The organism is Methanomicrobiales archaeon HGW-Methanomicrobiales-1 (genome assembly GCA_002839675.1).
Taxonomy (GTDB): Archaea; Halobacteriota; Methanomicrobia; order Methanomicrobiales; family Methanospirillaceae; genus Methanoregula.
Genome location: PGYM01000001.1, coordinates 718975 through 736223, shown reverse-complemented (window position 1 = coordinate 736223; position 17249 = coordinate 718975). Strand labels below are relative to the sequence as shown.

Here is a 17249-nt window from a genome sequence, read left to right as displayed (position 1 = left end):
CGCCATCCTTTTCAGAGATGAAATGGTGTTGAGCATTTTTCTGCCGATCTCTCCCCTGAGATACCGGCCAACCACTTCATCAGGATTTTCCCGCGCAGGGCTTTTTTAAAAATATCGTTCCAAAAAAAAGCCAAGTATTCTGACTGCTATCATCCCAAAATATAAGAAGTGAAAACACGGAAGGGATCGTATATGCAGGGCCAGAGAAACCTCTTGTTCATCTACAACACGGATAGCGGAGCGTTACAGGGATTCAAGGATTTTTCCTCGGGTAAGGCAGATTCTTCCGGAGCGGGTGCCTGCACCCTGATGGGGATCACGCATAGCCCTGTGGGAATGAAAAAGGAGTGGAAACGTTTTTGCAAAGATCTTGACATTCCGTCACGACCATTGCACCGGAATGAGTTCCTGGCAGAGTTTGGATCCCGGCAGCAAAAGATTACTTTTCCGGTTGTGCTTACCCAGAAAGGAACGGAGCTGGAGATTTTTATTAGTACCGATGAGCTCAACCAGTGCAGGGATCTCAATGACCTGATTCTCCTCATGAAACAGCGGCTTTTATTCGAATAATTTTTTTATCCACTCCACCGGGAAGATGAACGCATCACAAACCGGTTCTCTTGCACCTTTACCGTGTGCAACACTGCTTTACCTCTCTCGCCATTCAGTTGATGATATGAAGTTAATTCGGGAACTAAAACCCCGTAGCTAAAAAAAAGGAAATTGCCGGCACAGGATTATTTTACGATAAATCCATCGACCCGGTATCCCTGAGTGCATTCACCATCGAGAACCGATTCAAACGTGACCGACTGCCCGGCACCCATGGTGCCTATGAACACGGATCGGGAATCGCGTATGGTCCCGGTGCCGGTATTGACAAGGTTGAGATTCAGTGCCACATTGTCAACCGGTGAGTTCCCTGCATTGTAAGCATACCCGGAAACTTTCCCGTAGCACCCAAGGGTGGGCGACCAGCTCTCCTGGTATGCATAATGGGCCCGGATGGTGTCCCGGGCAGTCTCCTGGCCGGCGGCTGGTGTTGAAGTGCATCCCGCAAGCAGTACCGCTGCGATGATGAGCAGGATAACAATAACAGTTTTTTTCATTGTTCATCTCTGGTTCTGTTCTTATTCAGTAATCTGATTATTGCGTTTCGCTATTTGTGGTTGCTGGTCTCGTTGCTGGAGGCTCTTCTCGCAGAAGATTATAAAAAAAAGAACGCGGGGATTTCGGTTCAAAGACCGGTTGTAAATTTTATCCATTATTGACGGATATGCCAGCAAAGGCAATTCTCCCCATCCGGATGGGACCCTTACACCTTTGAACGATCCGGCTTCTCTTCCTCGGCTGCGAAGATCAGGGGATTTTGTCTGCTGCTCGCAGAGTTGTCCTTCCGGTTTCGCCCATATCCCCCGGAGGAATCAATATGTTTTGCTTCCCCGTACCGGGGTTCCATTTTCATGGTACCATCGGACTGCATAATCCGGACCATTTCTGGCTCTGCCGGGGCGACCGGCATCGCCGGCTGGTGTGAACCCCGGGGCCGGATCACGGTATTGCCATCAGGAGAGGCTGCAACGGAGGGTGATGCTGAAGTGCCTCCTAACGCAGGAGAGATTGTGCCCTGCGGCATTGTTCCCCATTTGAGCTGCTGGCGGTCGCGTTCCTCGTTCTCCCGGGTTATGTTCCGGGATACGGCCCTGATATCGAGCAGTTCCGCGATCAGTCCCTTGACCAGGGCTTCCATTTCGGTTAACTTCTTTTCAAGTGCCGCGATCCGGTCTTCCGATTCATTGGTTCCTGTAAGTTCCATACCAGTAATCAGTTTCTCCTGGCGATCATGTTCGTACCCGGGAAATTTGATTCTTGCATCAGACTGCGCATACAAAGCATTACAGATGATTCCTGAGATATTAAAGTGATGAGTAGGTTTCACCCGCAGGATATCCTCCCCTTTCTTTGGTGCTGAACCAACTCCCATGCGCATCAACCCCCTGCTCATACATCCTGTCAGCATCGATTGTCAGCGTGACAAACTATTTGGCATAAAGAAGTGCTATTACGATTATCGGACAGGAATTACGAACAACGATAAAGGAGTCCCCATCATCATGAATTTTAATAATTTCACCATAAAATCACAGGAAGCCGTACAGAAGGCAACGGAGATTGCAACGGCACAACAGAACCAGGCGATCGAGACTTCGCATATACTCAAAGGGATGCTGATGGTTGATGAGAACGTCATCCCGTATCTCTTAAAAAAACTGAATGTAAACCTCGATGTTTTCACCCCTGCGCTTGACCGGATCATCGAAACTTATCCCACGGTCAGTGGCGGGGAGCACTTCCTCTCCAGTGATGCCAACACCGCCCTGCAGAAAGCCTCGGCACTTGCCCAGGAATTCCATGATGAATTTGTCACCCTTGAGCATCTTCTCTTAGGAATCCTTTCGGTGAACGACAAAACCTCAAAACTGCTCAAGGAGAACGGGGTTGCTGAAAAAGACTTAAAGACCGCGATCAGCCAGTTACGGAAAGGATCGACGGTAAAAAGCCAGAACGCAGAAGAGACCTATAATTCGTTGGAAACGTACGCACGGAACTTAAACAATCTTGCCCGTACCGGCAAGCTCGATCCGGTCATTGGCCGGGATGAAGAGATCCGCAGGGTTTTGCAGATCCTTTCCCGGCGAACGAAGAACAACCCGATCCTCATAGGAGAACCCGGTGTGGGAAAGACCGCCATTGCCGAAGGTCTCGCCCACCGGATCATTGACGGGGATGTGCCGGAGAACCTGAAGAACAAGCAGATCTATTCGCTCGATATGGGGGCCCTGATCGCCGGGGCGAAGTTCAAGGGAGAGTTCGAGGAGCGGTTGAAAAGCGTGGTCAAGGAAGTGATCTCTGCTGAAGGGGAGATTGTCCTGTTCATCGATGAGATCCATACGCTGGTCGGGGCCGGCGCCAGCGAGGGCGCCATGGATGCGGCCAATATTCTCAAACCCGCGCTCTCCCGGGGAGAACTGCATGTCATCGGCGCCACGACCTTAAAAGAATACCAGAAATATTTCGAGAAGGACAAGGCGCTTGAGCGGCGGTTCCAGCCTGTGATGGTCAATGAGCCGGATACCCTGAGTGCGATCTCCATCCTCCGGGGAATCAAGGAGAAATACGAGACCCATCACCATGTGAGGATCAAGGATGAAGCGATCATTGCCGCTGTGGAACTTTCTCAACGCTATATCTCTGACCGTTTCTTACCCGACAAGGCAATCGACCTGATCGATGAGGCGGCATCAAAACTTCGGCTCGAGATCAACTCGAAACCGGAAGAGTTAGAGATCATTGAACGGAAGATCCGGCAGCTGGAAATTGAACGGGAAGCGATCAAACGGGAAAAAGACCAGGGGAAACTCAAGGGCTTAAACGAGGAGATCGGAAACCTGACCGAGGAACGAAACCGGTTGCAGGCAAAATGGCAATCGGAAAAAGAACTGGTGGAACAGATCCAGTTGCGTAAAACGGATATCGAGAACCTGAAATTCGAGGCCGAAAGTGCCGAACGTAAAGGGGATCTCGGTAAGGTAGCAGAGATCCGGTATGGTCGTATCCCGGAAAATGAAAAGATCATTGAGGAACTCAAAGGAAAACTGACCGTGCTCCAGAAGGATTCCGCGATGGTCAACGAAGAAGTGGATGCGGAGGAGATTGCTGAAGTGGTTTCGCGCTGGACCGGCATTCCGGTCAGCCGGATGCTGCAGAGCGAGAAGCAGAAACTGCTGACCCTCGAGACCGAACTCCACAAGCGTGTCGTGGGACAGGATGAAGCCATCGGCGCAGTTGCGGATGCGATCCGGCGGAGCCGGGCCGGATTACAGGACACGAAACGCCCGATCGGTTCCTTCATCTTCCTCGGGACAACCGGGGTCGGGAAGACCGAACTGGCAAAGGCGCTCGCAGAATTCCTCTTCAACAACGAGAACAGCATGGTGCGAATCGATATGTCGGAGTACCAGGAACGGCATACGGTCTCAAGGCTGGTCGGGGCACCTCCGGGCTACGTGGGTTATGAAGAGAGCGGGCAGCTGACCGAAGCAGTCCGGAGAAAACCCTATTCAGTGGTACTACTGGATGAGATCGAAAAAGCCCACCCGGATGTCTTTAACATCCTGCTGCAGGTTCTTGACGATGGCCGCCTTACGGACAACAAGGGCCGCACGGTGGATTTCAAGAATACCATCATCATCATGACCTCGAACATCGGCTCTACCATCATCCAGGAGAACATGGAGCAGGTCACCGATAAGAACCGTGACGAGGTATACGACCGCACCAAGGAACAGGTCTTTGAGCTGCTGAAAAAGACCATCCGTCCCGAGTTCCTCAACCGGATCGATGAGATCATTATGTTCCGGCCGCTCACCAAAGATGAGATCCAGACGGTAGTCGATATTCAGCTGGGCAATGTCCAGAAGATGCTCGGCAAGAGCGATATCCGGCTCAAGGCAACAAAGAAAGCGATCCAGTTCATTGCCACCCTGGGCTTTGACCCGCAGTTCGGTGCACGGCCGATCAAACGGGTGATCCAGAAGAACCTGTTAAACGAATTGTCAAAGATGATCCTGGAAGGAACCGTGAATAAGGAGAAGGAGATCCTGGTGGATGAGAAGGGCGGGAAACTGACCTTCTCAAATGCTTGAACCTCCACATCTTTTTGATGCATTTCCGGTTGAGCAGCCGGACGGCCCGTCAAGACCGCTTTTTTTAATACAGGTTCCTGTGTTGAAAAATAGGAAAATCAACCCAATGAGAATTCCCATACCCGATGAAAGTCGATATATTTTTCACTCTACCGCTCTTGACAGTAATAACGGTCAGGAACCCGGTATTTTCCCGATTTTTTTGTTCCACCAAAAGAAAGGAATATTGAGGAGTATCAGAGAATATTAGAGATATATTTCAGAATAAACTGATTCGTCCATCTGCTACGAACATACCCTTATACTCCAGGAACTACCATGGCAAAAATTCACGGAACTGCCGGCGGCACCCGCTACCTTCTGAACGGAACGAGACCGATACATGGTAAAAACCTGGCAACGCTTAAAGACATACTCCAGTTCCTGGAGGATTATCCGGAAATCCTTGCCGACGCCGAGGGAGTAGAGGCAAAACGGCAGGACGAGATAATTCTTGCATTGGAAGAACGTGAAGCACAACTCGACCAGCAGTTACAGGATGATATCGAAAAACGCACCCGGGAAGTGTATACCCATATCCTGAAAATCAATGACCGGATCGATGAAAGCGATTCTTTTTTCATGATTCTTGTGTATATCATCTGGTTCTGGGGCGCAAATCTTATCAGTTCCTACCGGATAAACCTGCCTTTTATCGGGGCTAAATGGCATAGAGAGAGATCCAAAAAACAGATGGAAAAAACGATAGCAGATAAACCCGACAACATCAGGTCTGCCGGTAAAAACATCACTGAAACGCAACAGTTTCTTACGCGTAATAATTCATTGCTCCTGAATGCAAAGGAAGAAGAAGAAGTCATCAGCGTCCTCTCAACATTACCTGAAGAATACCAGGTCTTAAGCGGGGTCAACTTACATTTCTTCGATCCCATTTACTGGTGTAAACGAAAGGACAAGGTCAGGTACAACCAGATCGATCACATTGTAATTGGTCCCACGGGATTATTCCTCGTGGGAACCAAGAGCTGGAAGGGGTCAGATGTTGAAATTAAAACCGATGACCTGAAGCGCCAGGTACGTCTTGCCAACTTTACCCTCTGGTGCCATATGAAAGATGAATACAAATTTTATGAGAAAAACCCGAAAATACGATGCGCAATCGTGTCCATTCATGGCTCTCATCCCGATTTAAAGATCGACAAATTCATCGATGTGATCGCTCTTCCCAGGATTTGTGAATTTATTACGAAAGGAGAGAGTACCTTATCGGAAATGTCAATTCACAAACTGGTTCACCTGATCCCATTCCGGGAGACCCATTAGTTACCGCCCGGGAAAGACTTCGGGCAAAACCCATCAGTTTTTAAGATCCCTGTGAGAATACCGATCAGGATATTTATGGGTTTAAGGGAATTTCTGCTTCCACAGGACACGGTTTTTTTCGACCTTTTCGAACAACAGGCAGCCCTGCTTGGAGAAAGTGCCGCAAAACTCGTCATCCTTACCGAAGATTTTACCAATACCAGGGAGAAATACCGCGAGATCGAACTTCTCGGGCAGCAGGCAGACCGGGTAACCAGCGATATCAAGAGGGAACTCTCGAAGGTCTTTATTACGCCTTTTGAGCCTGAAGAGATATCGGGTCTCGCACTGGCACTCGACGCTGTCATGGTCTATATTGCAGGGTCTGCCGAACGGATGCTCTATTACGATATCCGGCAACCTGACGCTCACATGGTCTCTCTTGCCAAAATGATCAGCCTGTCAGTGACCGAACTCGAGGCTGCAATAAAAGGGATCAGGACCATGAAAAATCCTGAGCTTATCGAGAAGCATTGCCATGAGGTGAGCCAGGTGAGGCGCCTCTCCCATGACCTGCTCTCGGATGCAATCACTGAAGTGGTCCGGAGGGAGGATGCACTCCAGGTCATCAAGTCCAAGGATATCTATGAGCACCTCGAAGAAACGACCGGTCATTGTAAAAACGCCGCAGATGTACTCTCGAACATTGCCATCCGCCATGCCTGAACGAGCCGGGATTTCTCTGAATCGGGGGGACTAAGATGCTTCTGCCACCGGAAATCCTTATTGCAGCGATCATCATCATTGCCCTGATCTTCGACTTTACCAACGGGTTCCACGATGCGGCAAATGCGATATCCACGGTCATCTCAACAAAAGTCCTCACGCCGCGAAAAGCGGTGATCTTTGCAGCGTTTTTTAATTTTGTTGCTGCATTCGTGATGGGAGTTGCCGTAGCCTCCACGATGGCCCATATCGTCAACCTCAACCAGGTTGCAGCCAGCATGATCCCGTACATTATCCTGGGGGCATTGCTCGCGGCGATAGCCTGGAATATCTTCACCTGGAAGGTCGCCCTTCCCACCTCATCGTCGCATGCACTCATCGGGGGCCTGGTGGGAGCGGGGATCTCTGCGGCTGGTGTATCGGTGATTCACTGGGAAACGATCGGACTGACCATTGCATTCATGGTCGTGTCTGCCATTGTCGGCCTGGTTGCGGGATACCTGTTCATGGTCCTCCTGCTCCGCACCGTCCGGGGAGCTCCGAAGGTAAAAGCTGATTATTATTTCAAAAAACTCCAGCTCTGTTCGGCGGCGTTATTCAGCTTCTCCCATGGTTCGAACGATGCCCAGAAGACCGTCGGCATTATTCTTCCCCTGCTCTTCTCCATCGGCTATTTCGGGGCATCTGCCGACACGGGCAACCTTCCTGTCCCGCCATGGGTCATCATTGCCTGTTATGGCGCGATATCGCTTGGCACCCTTTCAGGAGGTATGCGCATTGTCAAGACCATGGGATACAAGATCATGAAGGTTCGGCCGGTCCATGGGTTTGCCGCAGAGACCGCGAGCGCCATGACCATTATCGGGGCAACCCTCGGAGGGATCCCGGTCAGTACTACCCAGGTGATCAGTTCTGCGATCATGGGCGTGGGTTCCACGAGCGGAGTTCATAATGTTGGCTGGGGTGTCGGGAAAAGGATCCTGTGGGCATGGGTACTGACCATTCCCCTCAGTGCCGGGCTCGGGTTTTTGATATTCCGGGTAATCAGCCTGTTCATGTAGGGGGAGGGGCTGGAATCTCATCCTATCCCGGGCAAGACCGAGGTAAAAGAGGCCCCGGATAACTATCCTTATCATGCCGCTTTTCCCATCATTATTATACAAAATAAAAGATGCTCTTACCCGGGATAACCCGATCCATCCTGAGTAATGGGGTGATATTCATTAACAAGAAAACGATTCTGCTCATCGCTCTTATTCTGGCACTCCTTGCCGCCGGCGCCTGGATAGGGTACACGATCATCCACGCAAACACCCCGGTACGGATCGGTGTCCTCCTTCCCATGACCGGCGATGTAGAATTCAAAGTGCCGCTCGAATGGGCCAAAGACACCATCAACAGCCAGGGCGGGATAGCGGGGAGGCCGGTTGAACTCGTATACAAGGATACGGGATCCGGTAATACAACCCGGCTGGGACAGGAGTTCTTAAACGATGATTCCATCCGGATCGTGATAGGACCGGACAAAAGTGTTGACGTCTTCGCGCTCGCTCCCGGATTCATTGCGAAAAAGAAAGTTCTGATCAGCCCGGCCGCGACATCCGGCGATATCCTGCGAGCGTTCGGAAAGAACGGGTATATCTGGCGGACCGTGGAGGGTGATGTAGCCCAGGTCAAGGTTATCCTCACGATCCTGAAAGGCAAAGGGGTGACAAAAATTGCATTGCTCGCGGAGAACAGCACCTATGGCGATACCTTCTATGACTGGACCGGGTTCTTTGCAACCGAATACGGCATCGAGGTCCCGTTCATTCGCCAGTTCGATGCAGGGTCGCCCACGCTTGAAGCCGATGTAACCGAGGCCCTGAAGACTAACCCGGATTATATTGTTGCAGTGGCGTGGCCGCAAGACGCTGCAACGATCAAGCGGGCGATCGACCGGTCCGGCAGCAGGACAAAACTGTTCCTCACCGATGCCGCGGCCAAACCGGCCCTGATCAGTTCGCTTGGCGCAGCTGCCGAAGGACTTGAGGGGACCGGCCCTACGGCCGATCCGACAACCGGGTTTACCGAAGCGTACGAGAAGAAATTCGGGTACCGGCCGGCAGATTTTGCCGCGCCAACATATGATGCCCTCCTGATAGCCGCACTTACCGAAGCCCGCCAGGAGCGAGCCCCCTTTGAGTCGCTTGCAGACTCGGTCCATGAGGTTGTTTTTGGCGAAGCAACAGTCACCGGGTGGGATGCCCAGGGAATCCGCACAGCGCTTCAGGATACCCTGCATGGGCCCATGCCCTGGATCACCGGCGCAAGCGGTGGCCTGGAGTACGATGAAGTGCTGGGCGTAGACCCAATCGCCTCGTATTACGCCAACTGGCAGGTAAACAACGGCACGTTCCGGACCATCCGGGTCCTTGATTCAAATAACAGCACCGTCACGGAAAAAATTGGCGGCGAATCTGCCGGGCAGTCCCGGGCTTCGGCCGGACTTATGTCCTCGTCGTCAACCCTTACCGTAACATACAGCGCTCCGGTCGATAGGACAAATTTTAAAGCCGTAATTGTCGGTCCCTCGCGGGGATGGTCAAATTACCGGCACCAGGCCGATGCCCTGGCCGTCTATACCCTGCTCCGCCAGAACGGGGTCAGCGACAACAACATCATTCTCATGGTATACGATGATGTCCCCACCGTCCCGGAAAATCCCCTCCGGGGAGACATCCATAATATTCCCAAGGGACAGAATATCCGGTCCGGGGCGCAGGCGGATTACACCGGTGCAAATGTGACTGCTGCCACGTTTGGGAACGTTATGACCGGCACCAGGACCGAATTCACCCCGGTTGTGCTGGAGAGCAATGCCAGCACCGATGTGTTCGTGTATATTGCAAGTCACGGATCGCCGGGCAATATCGTATTCGGAACGGGTAACTCGTTACTGACCACGGAAGATTTTACTGCTCTTACGAATTCGATGAGAAAAGATCACCAATACCGGCAGATCGCCTTTTTCGTGGATACCTGTTTTGGGGAGAGCATGGCCACCAATGTTACCGCACCGGGTATCCTGTACCTGACCGGGGCAGCCAAAAATGAACCCTCGCTCGGGGCTACCTACGATGTGGACATCCGACAATGGCTCTCTGACGAGTTCACCTCAGGTGTTATCACCACGCTCCAGGCAGATGGCAACATCACGTTCCGGCAACTCTATCCTGAAGTGTACAAGAAAGTGACCGGCTCGCATGTCCGGATGAAAAGTACGGGAAAATTCGATATCGACACGCCCGTTATGCAGTACCTGAAACAATAAACGAAAAACTATTTTTTTGCTGGCGCTAGTGGCTGGGGCAAATCGTCGTTCCTGCAATTGTTCCGGCAGGGTCATATGGTCCCGCGATAGCAGGGAATCCATCCCATTCGGTAAAAAATTTCTAAAGTTCATCGACCGGCATTTCCCGGTAACGAGCAGGTAATTTTATTGGCTTCCTATGCAATGGTGGTAGTAAAATGGAGGAAAAGAATATGAAAAAAATATACATGCTATTGATCATTGCCCTGTTTCTTTCGTTCCTTGTACTGCCGGTACTTGCAGAAAAGGAGGAAAAGGGGGTTCAGAACGGCATCTCAATCGGGGCCGCAGAGAATAACGGCCAGTCTCAAGGGGGAAAGAGTGATGTTAGCGGGGCTGAAGACAACCGCATTTCCCTTACGCAGACCCAAAATATCGCAAGAAACGATCAACAGGAAGTACGGAACGAGAACAGGAATAACTCATATACGCCACGCACAATCTCCCCGGTTCCCGGGCTGAAGAACCAGAGTGGCGAGGAACACGGGGCTTTACTGCGGAACGAAAGCACGATCCCGCCGGGTTTAGAAAGGAACCAGAACGAGGTCAGGGAAGCGGTCCACGCATTGCTGGCCATGGAAAATCGCACCGGGGGGATTGGCCCGCAGATCTCAGCAATTGCCCGGCAGTTCAACAATTCCGCAATTGCAAGCCAGCAGTACGAGGAACGGATAAAGAACCGGGATATGTTCAGCCTGTTCTTCTTTGGCGGCGACCAACAGGCTGCAGCGGAACTGGCTAACCTGACCGTACAGAACCAGGCCCGCATCAGCGAGATCGGGGATCTTATGAATACCACAACACTGGATGCAGATACCCGTGCACAGATGGAACTGCAGATCCAGATACTCCAGCAGCAATTGGCACAGGAGCAACAGCTTATAGCCCAGGCTCAACAGAATAAAGGTCTCTTTGGCTGGGTATGAGATCCACCGTTCGTTGTTCCCGGAGCGGGACCATGCCTACAGCAGGGTCACTTCTCTTTGTGCTGCGAAAGGAGTAGATTTCCCCCCGGGTAATGTGGACAGGGTACCACCCATTTTTTTTTAAATTTTCAGGATTGTCCATTATCCTGCGAGGTTTTCCCGCCCCAAGGTCTCTTTGAGGTACATCGGGGCGGGAAAATTTCTCACTTTGCCAAGGCACCAGAACCGCCGCGGGGAATCCCTTCGGGAACGGTGGGGTCCATCGCAGTTGAAAAATGAGGACGCTCAATTAAGAGGTCTGAATATGAGCGCCCTTTGGTCGTTCTGAAGCATTACCATAAACGGTGATCAGAGAATGATCTCGATATCCAGTTTTTCTGCAAGTTCCTTGTACCGGTTCCGTATGGTGACTTCGGTCACACCGGCAACTTCTGCTACTTCGCGCTGGGTGCGCCGCTCTCCGCTGAGGATGGAGGCAATGTAGATCGCTGCTGCCGCGACACCGGTTGGCCCCTTGCCGCTCGTCAGTTCATGTTCGGTAGCCAGCCGGAGGATCTCGATGGTCCGGCTCTGGACTTCTCCTTTGAGGGTGAGGCCCGAACAGAACCGGGGCACGTAGTCCATCGGCGAGGTTGGAAGGAGCCTTAAACTCAGTTCACGGGAGATGAACCGGAAAGTCCTGCCGATCTCTTTTCTCGATACCCGGGAGACTTCTGCAATCTCATCGAGGGTTCTGGGCACGCTGCACTGCCGGCAGGCGGCATAGAGCGCTGCTGCTGCTACGCCTTCGATGCTCCGGCCACGGATCAGGTTCTTATCAACGGCATCACGGTACACCACCGCGGAGCTCTCGCGGATGTTCCGCGGCAGGCCCAGTGCGGAAGCCATCCGGTCCAGTTCCGATAGTGCAAACGCCAGGTTCCGCTCGGTCGCATTGCTGACGCGGATACGGCGCTGCCATTTGCGGAGACGGTAAAGCTGGGCCCGGTTCTTGGACGAGATCGATCTGCCATACGAATCCTTGTTGCGCCAGTCGATCATGGTGGAGAGACCCTTGTCATGGATCGTCATGGTCATCGGTGCGCCGGTACGGGCCCGTTTGTTCCGCTGCTCGGAGTCAAACGCACGCCACTCGGGACCCCGGTCAATGAACTCGTCATCAAGTACCAGCCCGCAATTCTTGCAGACCAGTTCTGCCCGCTCACGGTCGTGGACCAGCACGCGGCTGCCACACTCCGGGCAGGTGGTTTCGGTCTGGTTTTCCGCTTTCTTCTCCAGCTCATTCTGTTTCGTTCGTGATTTGAACGATTCCCGCTGAGACTGGAGGACTTTTAACTGTTCAATTTCCGCCATTCACATTCCCTTGCTGATGATCTGGTTGTCCAGGTATTTTCTGCTGCATTTTTACCGGTATATCCGCGTAACATCTTCATTCCGCGGACATTTGTGCGGATTTGCCCCCGTTTGCCGGCATCCACTTCCCTTCCCGCGGGTTGAACCGGGCAGGGCATGACATTTCTTTCACTGCCGATCTTTTGAGTCCCGTGACCATTTTTTTCCTGATAAATTCACAATCAGTACAAAAATAATCATGGACCATTCGACAGTTTACCGTCCGGTAGAATTCACCAGACTTGTCGTGGTCAGTTATCTGAGCAAGGATATATGCTTTTGTGTGGTGGCATAGGCCGGGATAAATGCGAAGGAGTGGGGCTTCCTGCCAGGAAAAAATGAATTTTCCTTTTTAAATCACTCCGCTGCGGGCAGGGTGCCAAGGATGTACGCGAGGAAGAAGAGAAGCAGGCCATTGAAGAAGAGGATCGCTGCGGTGACCATGCCGGGGATGAACCCTGGCAGGAGCATGGAGATGCCAAAGAGGATCCCGATGATATTGAGTGCGGTCTGGGTGAGGAGAAGGTTCCGCAGTGGTGTCGGAAGCGCAACCGGCCGGGCCGGAGCGTTTCTCAGCTGCAACACCATCGGCACAACCCGGCCTGCAAGGAGGACGAGGCTGCCGATAAGGTTGAGGAGACCGAGCATAACGCGGAGCAGGTCGGTAAGAACCCCCGGTACAATGCAGGAATAGACCCCCATAGCGACAAAGACGAGGCCAATCGTGACAATGAACCACGAACGCTTAAACGCTCCAAGGGGCGTCTCGCCCATTGCAAGGATCTGGATGGCCATGATAACGAGCAGAAGCCCGAGCTGGCCATCGGGCGAGAACGGAAGCGTCCCAAGGTTGACCGGGACAAGCAGGATGGCTAGCAGCGTTAAGAGCACGCCAAGGAAGATGAGCAATGCGGTCGTGAACGGCAGGGGGACTTCCCGGATAAGGAAGATCAGGCCCGTTTTTTCCCGGACCTCACCGGCCGGTTCAGGCTTCTTTGGGTATTTCTTCCCGACAACATCGATGCACCAGGCAAGGTAGAAGAGGGCTGCTCCATCGATGATGAGGAGAACGGCAGTGAGCTGGTTGGTCGTGATGGCGGGGATGAGCGTGACAAGACCGAGCAGGAACGCCATGAAATATACAAGAGCGCAGGCAACGGTGAGGTGCCGGAGGATGCCGGGGACACTGAACCAGTGGGCGGCCTTCTCCTTGTGGAAGAAGAGCTGGAGCAGGAGGACTGCACCCCCGAGGATGAGGATAACACCGACCAGTATCCGTACGATATCGGAGAGGAGTCCGGGGATGAAGCAGGCAAGCATCCCGGTGATGCCGGCCGCAATCCCGAGGATGATAACGAGCCATGTCCGGCGGAGATCCCCCAGCGGAGTCTTGCCCATCGTGATGACCTGCAGCGCAACGATGACCAGGAAGAGACCATAGGTGCTGTCCGGGGCATAGGGGAGTGCACCGGTCGTGATGGAGAAGAGGAGGAGACCAAAGAGGCCCATGAAGATTCCAAGAACAAGCAGGATCACGGACTCCAGCGTGAAATCAAATTCACCGGTATATGCCGGGACATGGGCGGTTTCGTTTGTCATAGCAGCGTAATCTCCGGAGTTTTTTGGTACACCGGTGTCCCGGCCGTCATATTTTCCCGTAGGGAATTCTTGTACCGGTTCTATTTGTGGGTTTTGAAATGATCCCGTCCGGATGGGTGGGACGCTTTCGATGAGATGGATTACCCGTTTGGTGAGATAAGAGTGCTTAATTATATTCCTTTTCCACTCATCGACACCGAAAAAGGGAGCATCCCCAATGGGGGCCCGGGACGGCATCCCGTGCCCGCAGATCTCTTACCCTCGCTTCAGATCGAAGTCTTTAGGAATGCCCGGGATGAAATATTCACCTATAATATCCAGATCTTCCAGAACGCACAAGCGGGGAATCTCCATGGCTGACACAAATTCAGGAACTTCCAGAAACGCAGCGCCCAAGAATGATGACGAGTTTAAGAAACGCTATGGCGAACAGGTTGGCAGCGGGATGTCTGCGGTAGTCTATGCCCGCGATGGCATCGCGGCAAAGGTCTACCGGCTTGGCCAGCCTTCACGACAGGTGTTCCAAGAGGCATTTACCCTGGCTGCTGTGGCGGAGCATGGTATTCCGGCCCCCAAAGTCTATGGTGTTGAGACGTTCCTTGGCAGGACCGCGATCCTGATGGACCAGGTGAAAGGTGAATCTCTCTCAGACCGGATGGTGCGATCGCCGGAGAAGACCGCCAAATGTCTCGACAAAGTGGTAGAACTCCAGGTCGCGATGCACAAGGTGATCTCATCCCACTTCCGCCCAATCAAGTTAGTCCTCAGGGGAAATATCCTCGTGGCCCCCGGGCTTATGGATGCGGAGCGGGAGCCGCTTCTTTCCCGTCTCGCGTCCCTCCCGGACGGTTTTGCAATTCTCCACGGGGATTTCCACGGCGGCAATATCCTCTTTGACGGGTCATCGTACAAGATAATCGACTGGGCCGAAGTAGCCCTCGGGGACCCGGCAGCGGATGTTGCCCGGAGTTACATGGACTACTTCCTCATGGGCAGGAAGGACCTCAGTGAGATGCACCTTGCCAAGTACTGCGCTTCTACGGGCATTTCCAGGGAAGAGGTCTTTGCGTGGCTTCCGGTCATGGCAGGATCGCTGTACGGGTTCCTTTCTGAGGATGCAAAGCGGATCCTCCGACCGCTTTTTTAAAAACCGGACGGAGGATCTGAATTTTCACTAACACTCATGGGGCTAAAGCCCCCCGCCCCGCATGATTTCTTATGCAACAGGGACAACCGGTAAGCATGAGTGCGGAGATCCCCTGGGACCAGTCAAGGATGGAGTGGAAACCGGTTGACATGACCGTCACGTACAGCGGCGACGGTGCTTTTACCGCTCTCACATCGTCCGGGATCACCTACCCGATGGAAGCCCCGGTCGGGATGGGCGGGCGCGGGACGGTGCCCAACCCCATCCAGTACCTGGTCGGCTCGCTCGGCGGCTGCGTTGGCGTGAAGATCCTCCTTGCGCTGTCGGACAAGGGCATTGTCCCGGAGGAGCTGACGATTGGCATCCACGGGACCCGGGTTAAGACCATGCCGGCATTTTTCGATCATGTCCACCTGACCATCACGCTCCGGGCCGATGCGGACGAAGCTCTTGTGTCAACGATCATCGACCAGACTCTTACCCGCCTCTGCCCGATCGCCGCCATGTTTGCCGAGGTCGGGAAAGTGACCGCGGAACACCGGATTATCCGGACAACATCTGGTTAAAGGGATCCCGTCGCTTCCCGACGGCAGTTAAGGATCGCACGCGAAATGCCAGTTACCCGCAGAATCGATCCGTATATTACAATTCTTCCCATTCAGTGGACCGAACAACCAGTCCCAAAAGGTAAAACCCGTTGTGGTAAATGCCGGATCCCCGGAATTCACTGGCGGGTGCAGTGCCTGAAGTTGTGCCGGCCGGTCCACGACAGCATAATGTAATCCCGCAAGACAGCTTCCGGCGACCGATAAGCAAATCATAAAGAGCACGAGCCGTAAAAGGGGTGATTGTGTGGGGGGCGGGGATGCCATCATGGTATCTATCAGACCTCTATGCAGAGACCTGTGTAAAGGTCACATTCCTTCTTTGGTTGATACGGGGAACTGCAGATTGCAATTTTTTCACTTCCTGAGATCTCGCATCCAAAGGAAGTTTCGCCTAAGGCGATACATTCGTAACACATGTCTCCATACCGTGCACAGGAGTCAAACATGGCGTATGAACAGGCAGAATTGACCGGCACCTTCACATCCTGCTGTTGCGGGAGATCGATAAGGGCATAATGCACCCCGGCTGCCAGGGTACCGGCTACCGATAAGCAGATTATGAACAATACGAGCCGGGCGAGCGGCGATCTTTCGTGAGGAGTTGAAGACAAAAAAAACCAACCTCGTTATAACTTGTTTGGAGTGACGGGCATATAAACGCGGATGATTTGGAAAAACGGGAAATATTCCCGGGCAAGAGGGGGGGTTGTGCACCACTGAAATTTCAGATGCCTTTTCTGCTTCACATGCCAAGGGACTTTAACAATCCATACACCAGAAAAGCAGGCCAGAGAATCGCTTTAATGACTCCCAGGATTCCCCCCAGCAGGCTTGTTGCCGTCGTGAGGTAATACCAGAGGGCCCCTAAAAAGCCCAGTCCATACAGTGCACCGCCCGACCCGTGGTGACACATATGCTTCATCATGTGAGTTTTGGATCCGCACCAGTTTTTCATGCCCTGCTCAGATGTTTCTGTCTCCATGTCTCTCAACTCACAGAATTTTATCTTTTCTATGAATATAAAAGAATCAGGTAGGGTGTTGTCATGCCGCTCCCGATGCATCATTACCGTTCCGGTAAAAACCCGGACTCGGGAAAAACAAAACGCAACCGTTAATGTATCGGCACCCGGAATACCGGTATATGCCCAAAAAACGGATGTACGTCTGTTCGCTCGAGGCGGCAATGGATGTGATTGGCGGGAAATGGAAACCGCATATTCTCTGGAAGATCAAGGAAACCCCGCTCCGTTTCGGGGCAATCCAGGAAAAACTGCCCGCGATCTCCCCAAAAATGCTCACCAGGCAGCTCAGGGCCCTTGAAGCAGATCGCCTGGTCTCCCGCACGGAATATCCCGGCATGCCTCCCCGCGTCGAGTATGCCCTGACGGCGCGGGGGCAGACCATCATCCCGCTCCTCATGTCGCTGAAAAACTGGGCAGATGAGGAACTGGCAGACCAGATCAACGAGAGCCACTAACCGCGCTTTTCC

Annotated in this window: 18 protein-coding genes; 12 read left to right on the top strand and 6 right to left on the bottom strand. The window is 52.8% G+C overall.

The window, feature by feature from the left end:
* Positions 1-192: 192 nt before the first annotated feature.
* Positions 193-570 (top strand): hypothetical protein, encoded by a 378-nt coding sequence (locus CVV30_03850; GenBank protein ID PKL70495.1) that lies wholly within the window; start codon positions 193-195, stop codon positions 568-570.
* A 167-nt stretch (positions 571-737) separates the two neighbouring features.
* Here the strand turns inward: CVV30_03850 and CVV30_03845 are convergent, their stop codons facing one another.
* Entirely contained in the window at positions 738-1109 is a 372-nt protein-coding gene (locus tag CVV30_03845; GenBank protein PKL70494.1) for a hypothetical protein, read from the bottom strand.
* A 206-nt stretch (positions 1110-1315) separates the two neighbouring features.
* Positions 1316-1891, bottom strand: coding sequence for a hypothetical protein (locus CVV30_03840; protein PKL70960.1), 576 nt, complete (start codon positions 1889-1891; stop codon positions 1316-1318).
* 223 nt (positions 1892-2114) lie between these two features.
* Here CVV30_03840 and clpB point away from each other — a divergent pair, with 223 nt between their 5' ends.
* The 7 genes from clpB to CVV30_03805 all read left to right on the top strand — a co-directional run bounded on the left by clpB (position 2115) and on the right by CVV30_03805 (position 11012).
* The gene (clpB, locus tag CVV30_03835) at positions 2115-4706 is read left to right on the top strand and encodes an ATP-dependent chaperone ClpB (protein PKL70959.1); all 2592 of its coding nucleotides are present in this window, start codon (positions 2115-2117) and stop codon (positions 4704-4706) included.
* Positions 4699-4956, top strand: coding sequence for a hypothetical protein (locus CVV30_03830; GenBank protein PKL70493.1), 258 nt, complete (start codon positions 4699-4701; stop codon positions 4954-4956). Before clpB ends, CVV30_03830 begins: the two co-directional genes overlap by 8 nt.
* Positions 4957-5024: 68 nt before the next feature.
* Entirely contained in the window at positions 5025-6029 is a 1005-nt protein-coding gene (locus tag CVV30_03825; protein PKL70492.1) for a hypothetical protein, read from the top strand.
* A gap of 75 nt (positions 6030-6104) precedes the next feature.
* The gene (locus CVV30_03820) at positions 6105-6734 is read left to right on the top strand and encodes a DUF47 domain-containing protein (GenBank protein PKL70491.1); all 630 of its coding nucleotides are present in this window, start codon (positions 6105-6107) and stop codon (positions 6732-6734) included.
* A gap of 35 nt (positions 6735-6769) precedes the next feature.
* On the top strand, positions 6770-7795 hold the full coding sequence (locus CVV30_03815; protein ID PKL70490.1) for an anion permease: 1026 nt from the start codon (positions 6770-6772) through the stop codon (positions 7793-7795).
* Positions 7796-7905: 110 nt separating this feature from the next.
* Positions 7906-10047, top strand: coding sequence for a hypothetical protein (locus CVV30_03810; protein PKL70489.1), 2142 nt, complete (start codon positions 7906-7908; stop codon positions 10045-10047).
* 197 nt (positions 10048-10244) lie between these two features.
* A complete protein-coding gene (locus tag CVV30_03805) occupies positions 10245-11012 on the top strand; it encodes a hypothetical protein (GenBank protein ID PKL70488.1) in 768 nt (255 codons plus the stop codon).
* Between the two features lie 348 nt (positions 11013-11360).
* Here the strand turns inward: CVV30_03805 and tfb are convergent, their stop codons facing one another.
* Together tfb and CVV30_03795 are read right to left on the bottom strand one after the other, a co-directional pair.
* Positions 11361-12365, bottom strand: a complete 1005-nt coding sequence (gene tfb, locus CVV30_03800; GenBank protein PKL70487.1) for a transcription initiation factor IIB — start codon at positions 12363-12365, stop codon at positions 11361-11363.
* Between the two features lie 396 nt (positions 12366-12761).
* Positions 12762-14003, bottom strand: a complete 1242-nt coding sequence (locus tag CVV30_03795; GenBank protein ID PKL70486.1) for a hypothetical protein — start codon at positions 14001-14003, stop codon at positions 12762-12764.
* Positions 14004-14138: 135 nt separating this feature from the next.
* On the opposite strand from CVV30_03795, the gene CVV30_03790 reads away from it, so the two are divergent.
* The 3 genes from CVV30_03790 (at position 14139) to CVV30_03780 (ending at position 15716) form a co-directional block, all read left to right on the top strand.
* Positions 14139-14363: a hypothetical protein gene (locus tag CVV30_03790; GenBank protein PKL70485.1), complete on the top strand. Its 225-nt coding sequence runs from the start codon at positions 14139-14141 to the stop codon at positions 14361-14363.
* Complete coding sequence (locus CVV30_03785) at positions 14356-15150, top strand: aminoglycoside phosphotransferase (GenBank protein ID PKL70484.1); 795 nt, start codon at positions 14356-14358, stop codon at positions 15148-15150. Before CVV30_03790 ends, CVV30_03785 begins: the two co-directional genes overlap by 8 nt.
* Before the next feature lie 71 nt (positions 15151-15221).
* Entirely contained in the window at positions 15222-15716 is a 495-nt protein-coding gene (locus CVV30_03780) for a hypothetical protein (GenBank protein PKL70483.1), read from the top strand.
* Positions 15717-16033: 317 nt separating this feature from the next.
* Here the strand turns inward: CVV30_03780 and CVV30_03775 are convergent, their stop codons facing one another.
* Positions 16034-16324, bottom strand: a complete 291-nt coding sequence (locus CVV30_03775) for a hypothetical protein (protein PKL70482.1) — start codon at positions 16322-16324, stop codon at positions 16034-16036.
* A 176-nt stretch (positions 16325-16500) separates the two neighbouring features.
* The gene (locus tag CVV30_03770; protein PKL70958.1) at positions 16501-16740 is read right to left on the bottom strand and encodes a hypothetical protein; all 240 of its coding nucleotides are present in this window, start codon (positions 16738-16740) and stop codon (positions 16501-16503) included.
* 134 nt (positions 16741-16874) lie between these two features.
* On the opposite strand from CVV30_03770, the gene CVV30_03765 reads away from it, so the two are divergent.
* A complete protein-coding gene (locus CVV30_03765; GenBank protein PKL70481.1) occupies positions 16875-17237 on the top strand; it encodes a transcriptional regulator in 363 nt (120 codons plus the stop codon).
* Positions 17238-17249 lie beyond the last annotated feature (12 nt).

Coding starts and splice junctions, on each gene's coding strand:
- CVV30_03850 (PKL70495.1), top strand. CDS start 193: ATGCAGGGCCAGAGAAACCTCTTGTTCATCTACAACACGGATAGCGGA.
- CVV30_03845 (PKL70494.1), bottom strand. CDS start 1,109: ATGAAAAAAACTGTTATTGTTATCCTGCTCATCATCGCAGCGGTACTG.
- clpB (PKL70959.1), top strand. CDS start 2,115: ATGAATTTTAATAATTTCACCATAAAATCACAGGAAGCCGTACAGAAG.
- CVV30_03830 (PKL70493.1), top strand. CDS start 4,699: ATGCTTGAACCTCCACATCTTTTTGATGCATTTCCGGTTGAGCAGCCG.
- CVV30_03825 (PKL70492.1), top strand. CDS start 5,025: ATGGCAAAAATTCACGGAACTGCCGGCGGCACCCGCTACCTTCTGAAC.
- CVV30_03820 (PKL70491.1), top strand. CDS start 6,105: ATGGGTTTAAGGGAATTTCTGCTTCCACAGGACACGGTTTTTTTCGAC.
- CVV30_03815 (PKL70490.1), top strand. CDS start 6,770: ATGCTTCTGCCACCGGAAATCCTTATTGCAGCGATCATCATCATTGCC.
- CVV30_03810 (PKL70489.1), top strand. CDS start 7,906: ATGCTCTTACCCGGGATAACCCGATCCATCCTGAGTAATGGGGTGATA.
- CVV30_03805 (PKL70488.1), top strand. CDS start 10,245: ATGGAGGAAAAGAATATGAAAAAAATATACATGCTATTGATCATTGCC.
- tfb (PKL70487.1), bottom strand. CDS start 12,365: ATGGCGGAAATTGAACAGTTAAAAGTCCTCCAGTCTCAGCGGGAATCG.
- CVV30_03795 (PKL70486.1), bottom strand. CDS start 14,003: ATGACAAACGAAACCGCCCATGTCCCGGCATATACCGGTGAATTTGAT.
- CVV30_03790 (PKL70485.1), top strand. CDS start 14,139: ATGGATTACCCGTTTGGTGAGATAAGAGTGCTTAATTATATTCCTTTT.
- CVV30_03785 (PKL70484.1), top strand. CDS start 14,356: ATGGCTGACACAAATTCAGGAACTTCCAGAAACGCAGCGCCCAAGAAT.
- CVV30_03780 (PKL70483.1), top strand. CDS start 15,222: ATGCAACAGGGACAACCGGTAAGCATGAGTGCGGAGATCCCCTGGGAC.
- CVV30_03770 (PKL70958.1), bottom strand. CDS start 16,740: ATGGAGACAGAAACATCTGAGCAGGGCATGAAAAACTGGTGCGGATCC.
- CVV30_03765 (PKL70481.1), top strand. CDS start 16,875: ATGTATCGGCACCCGGAATACCGGTATATGCCCAAAAAACGGATGTAC.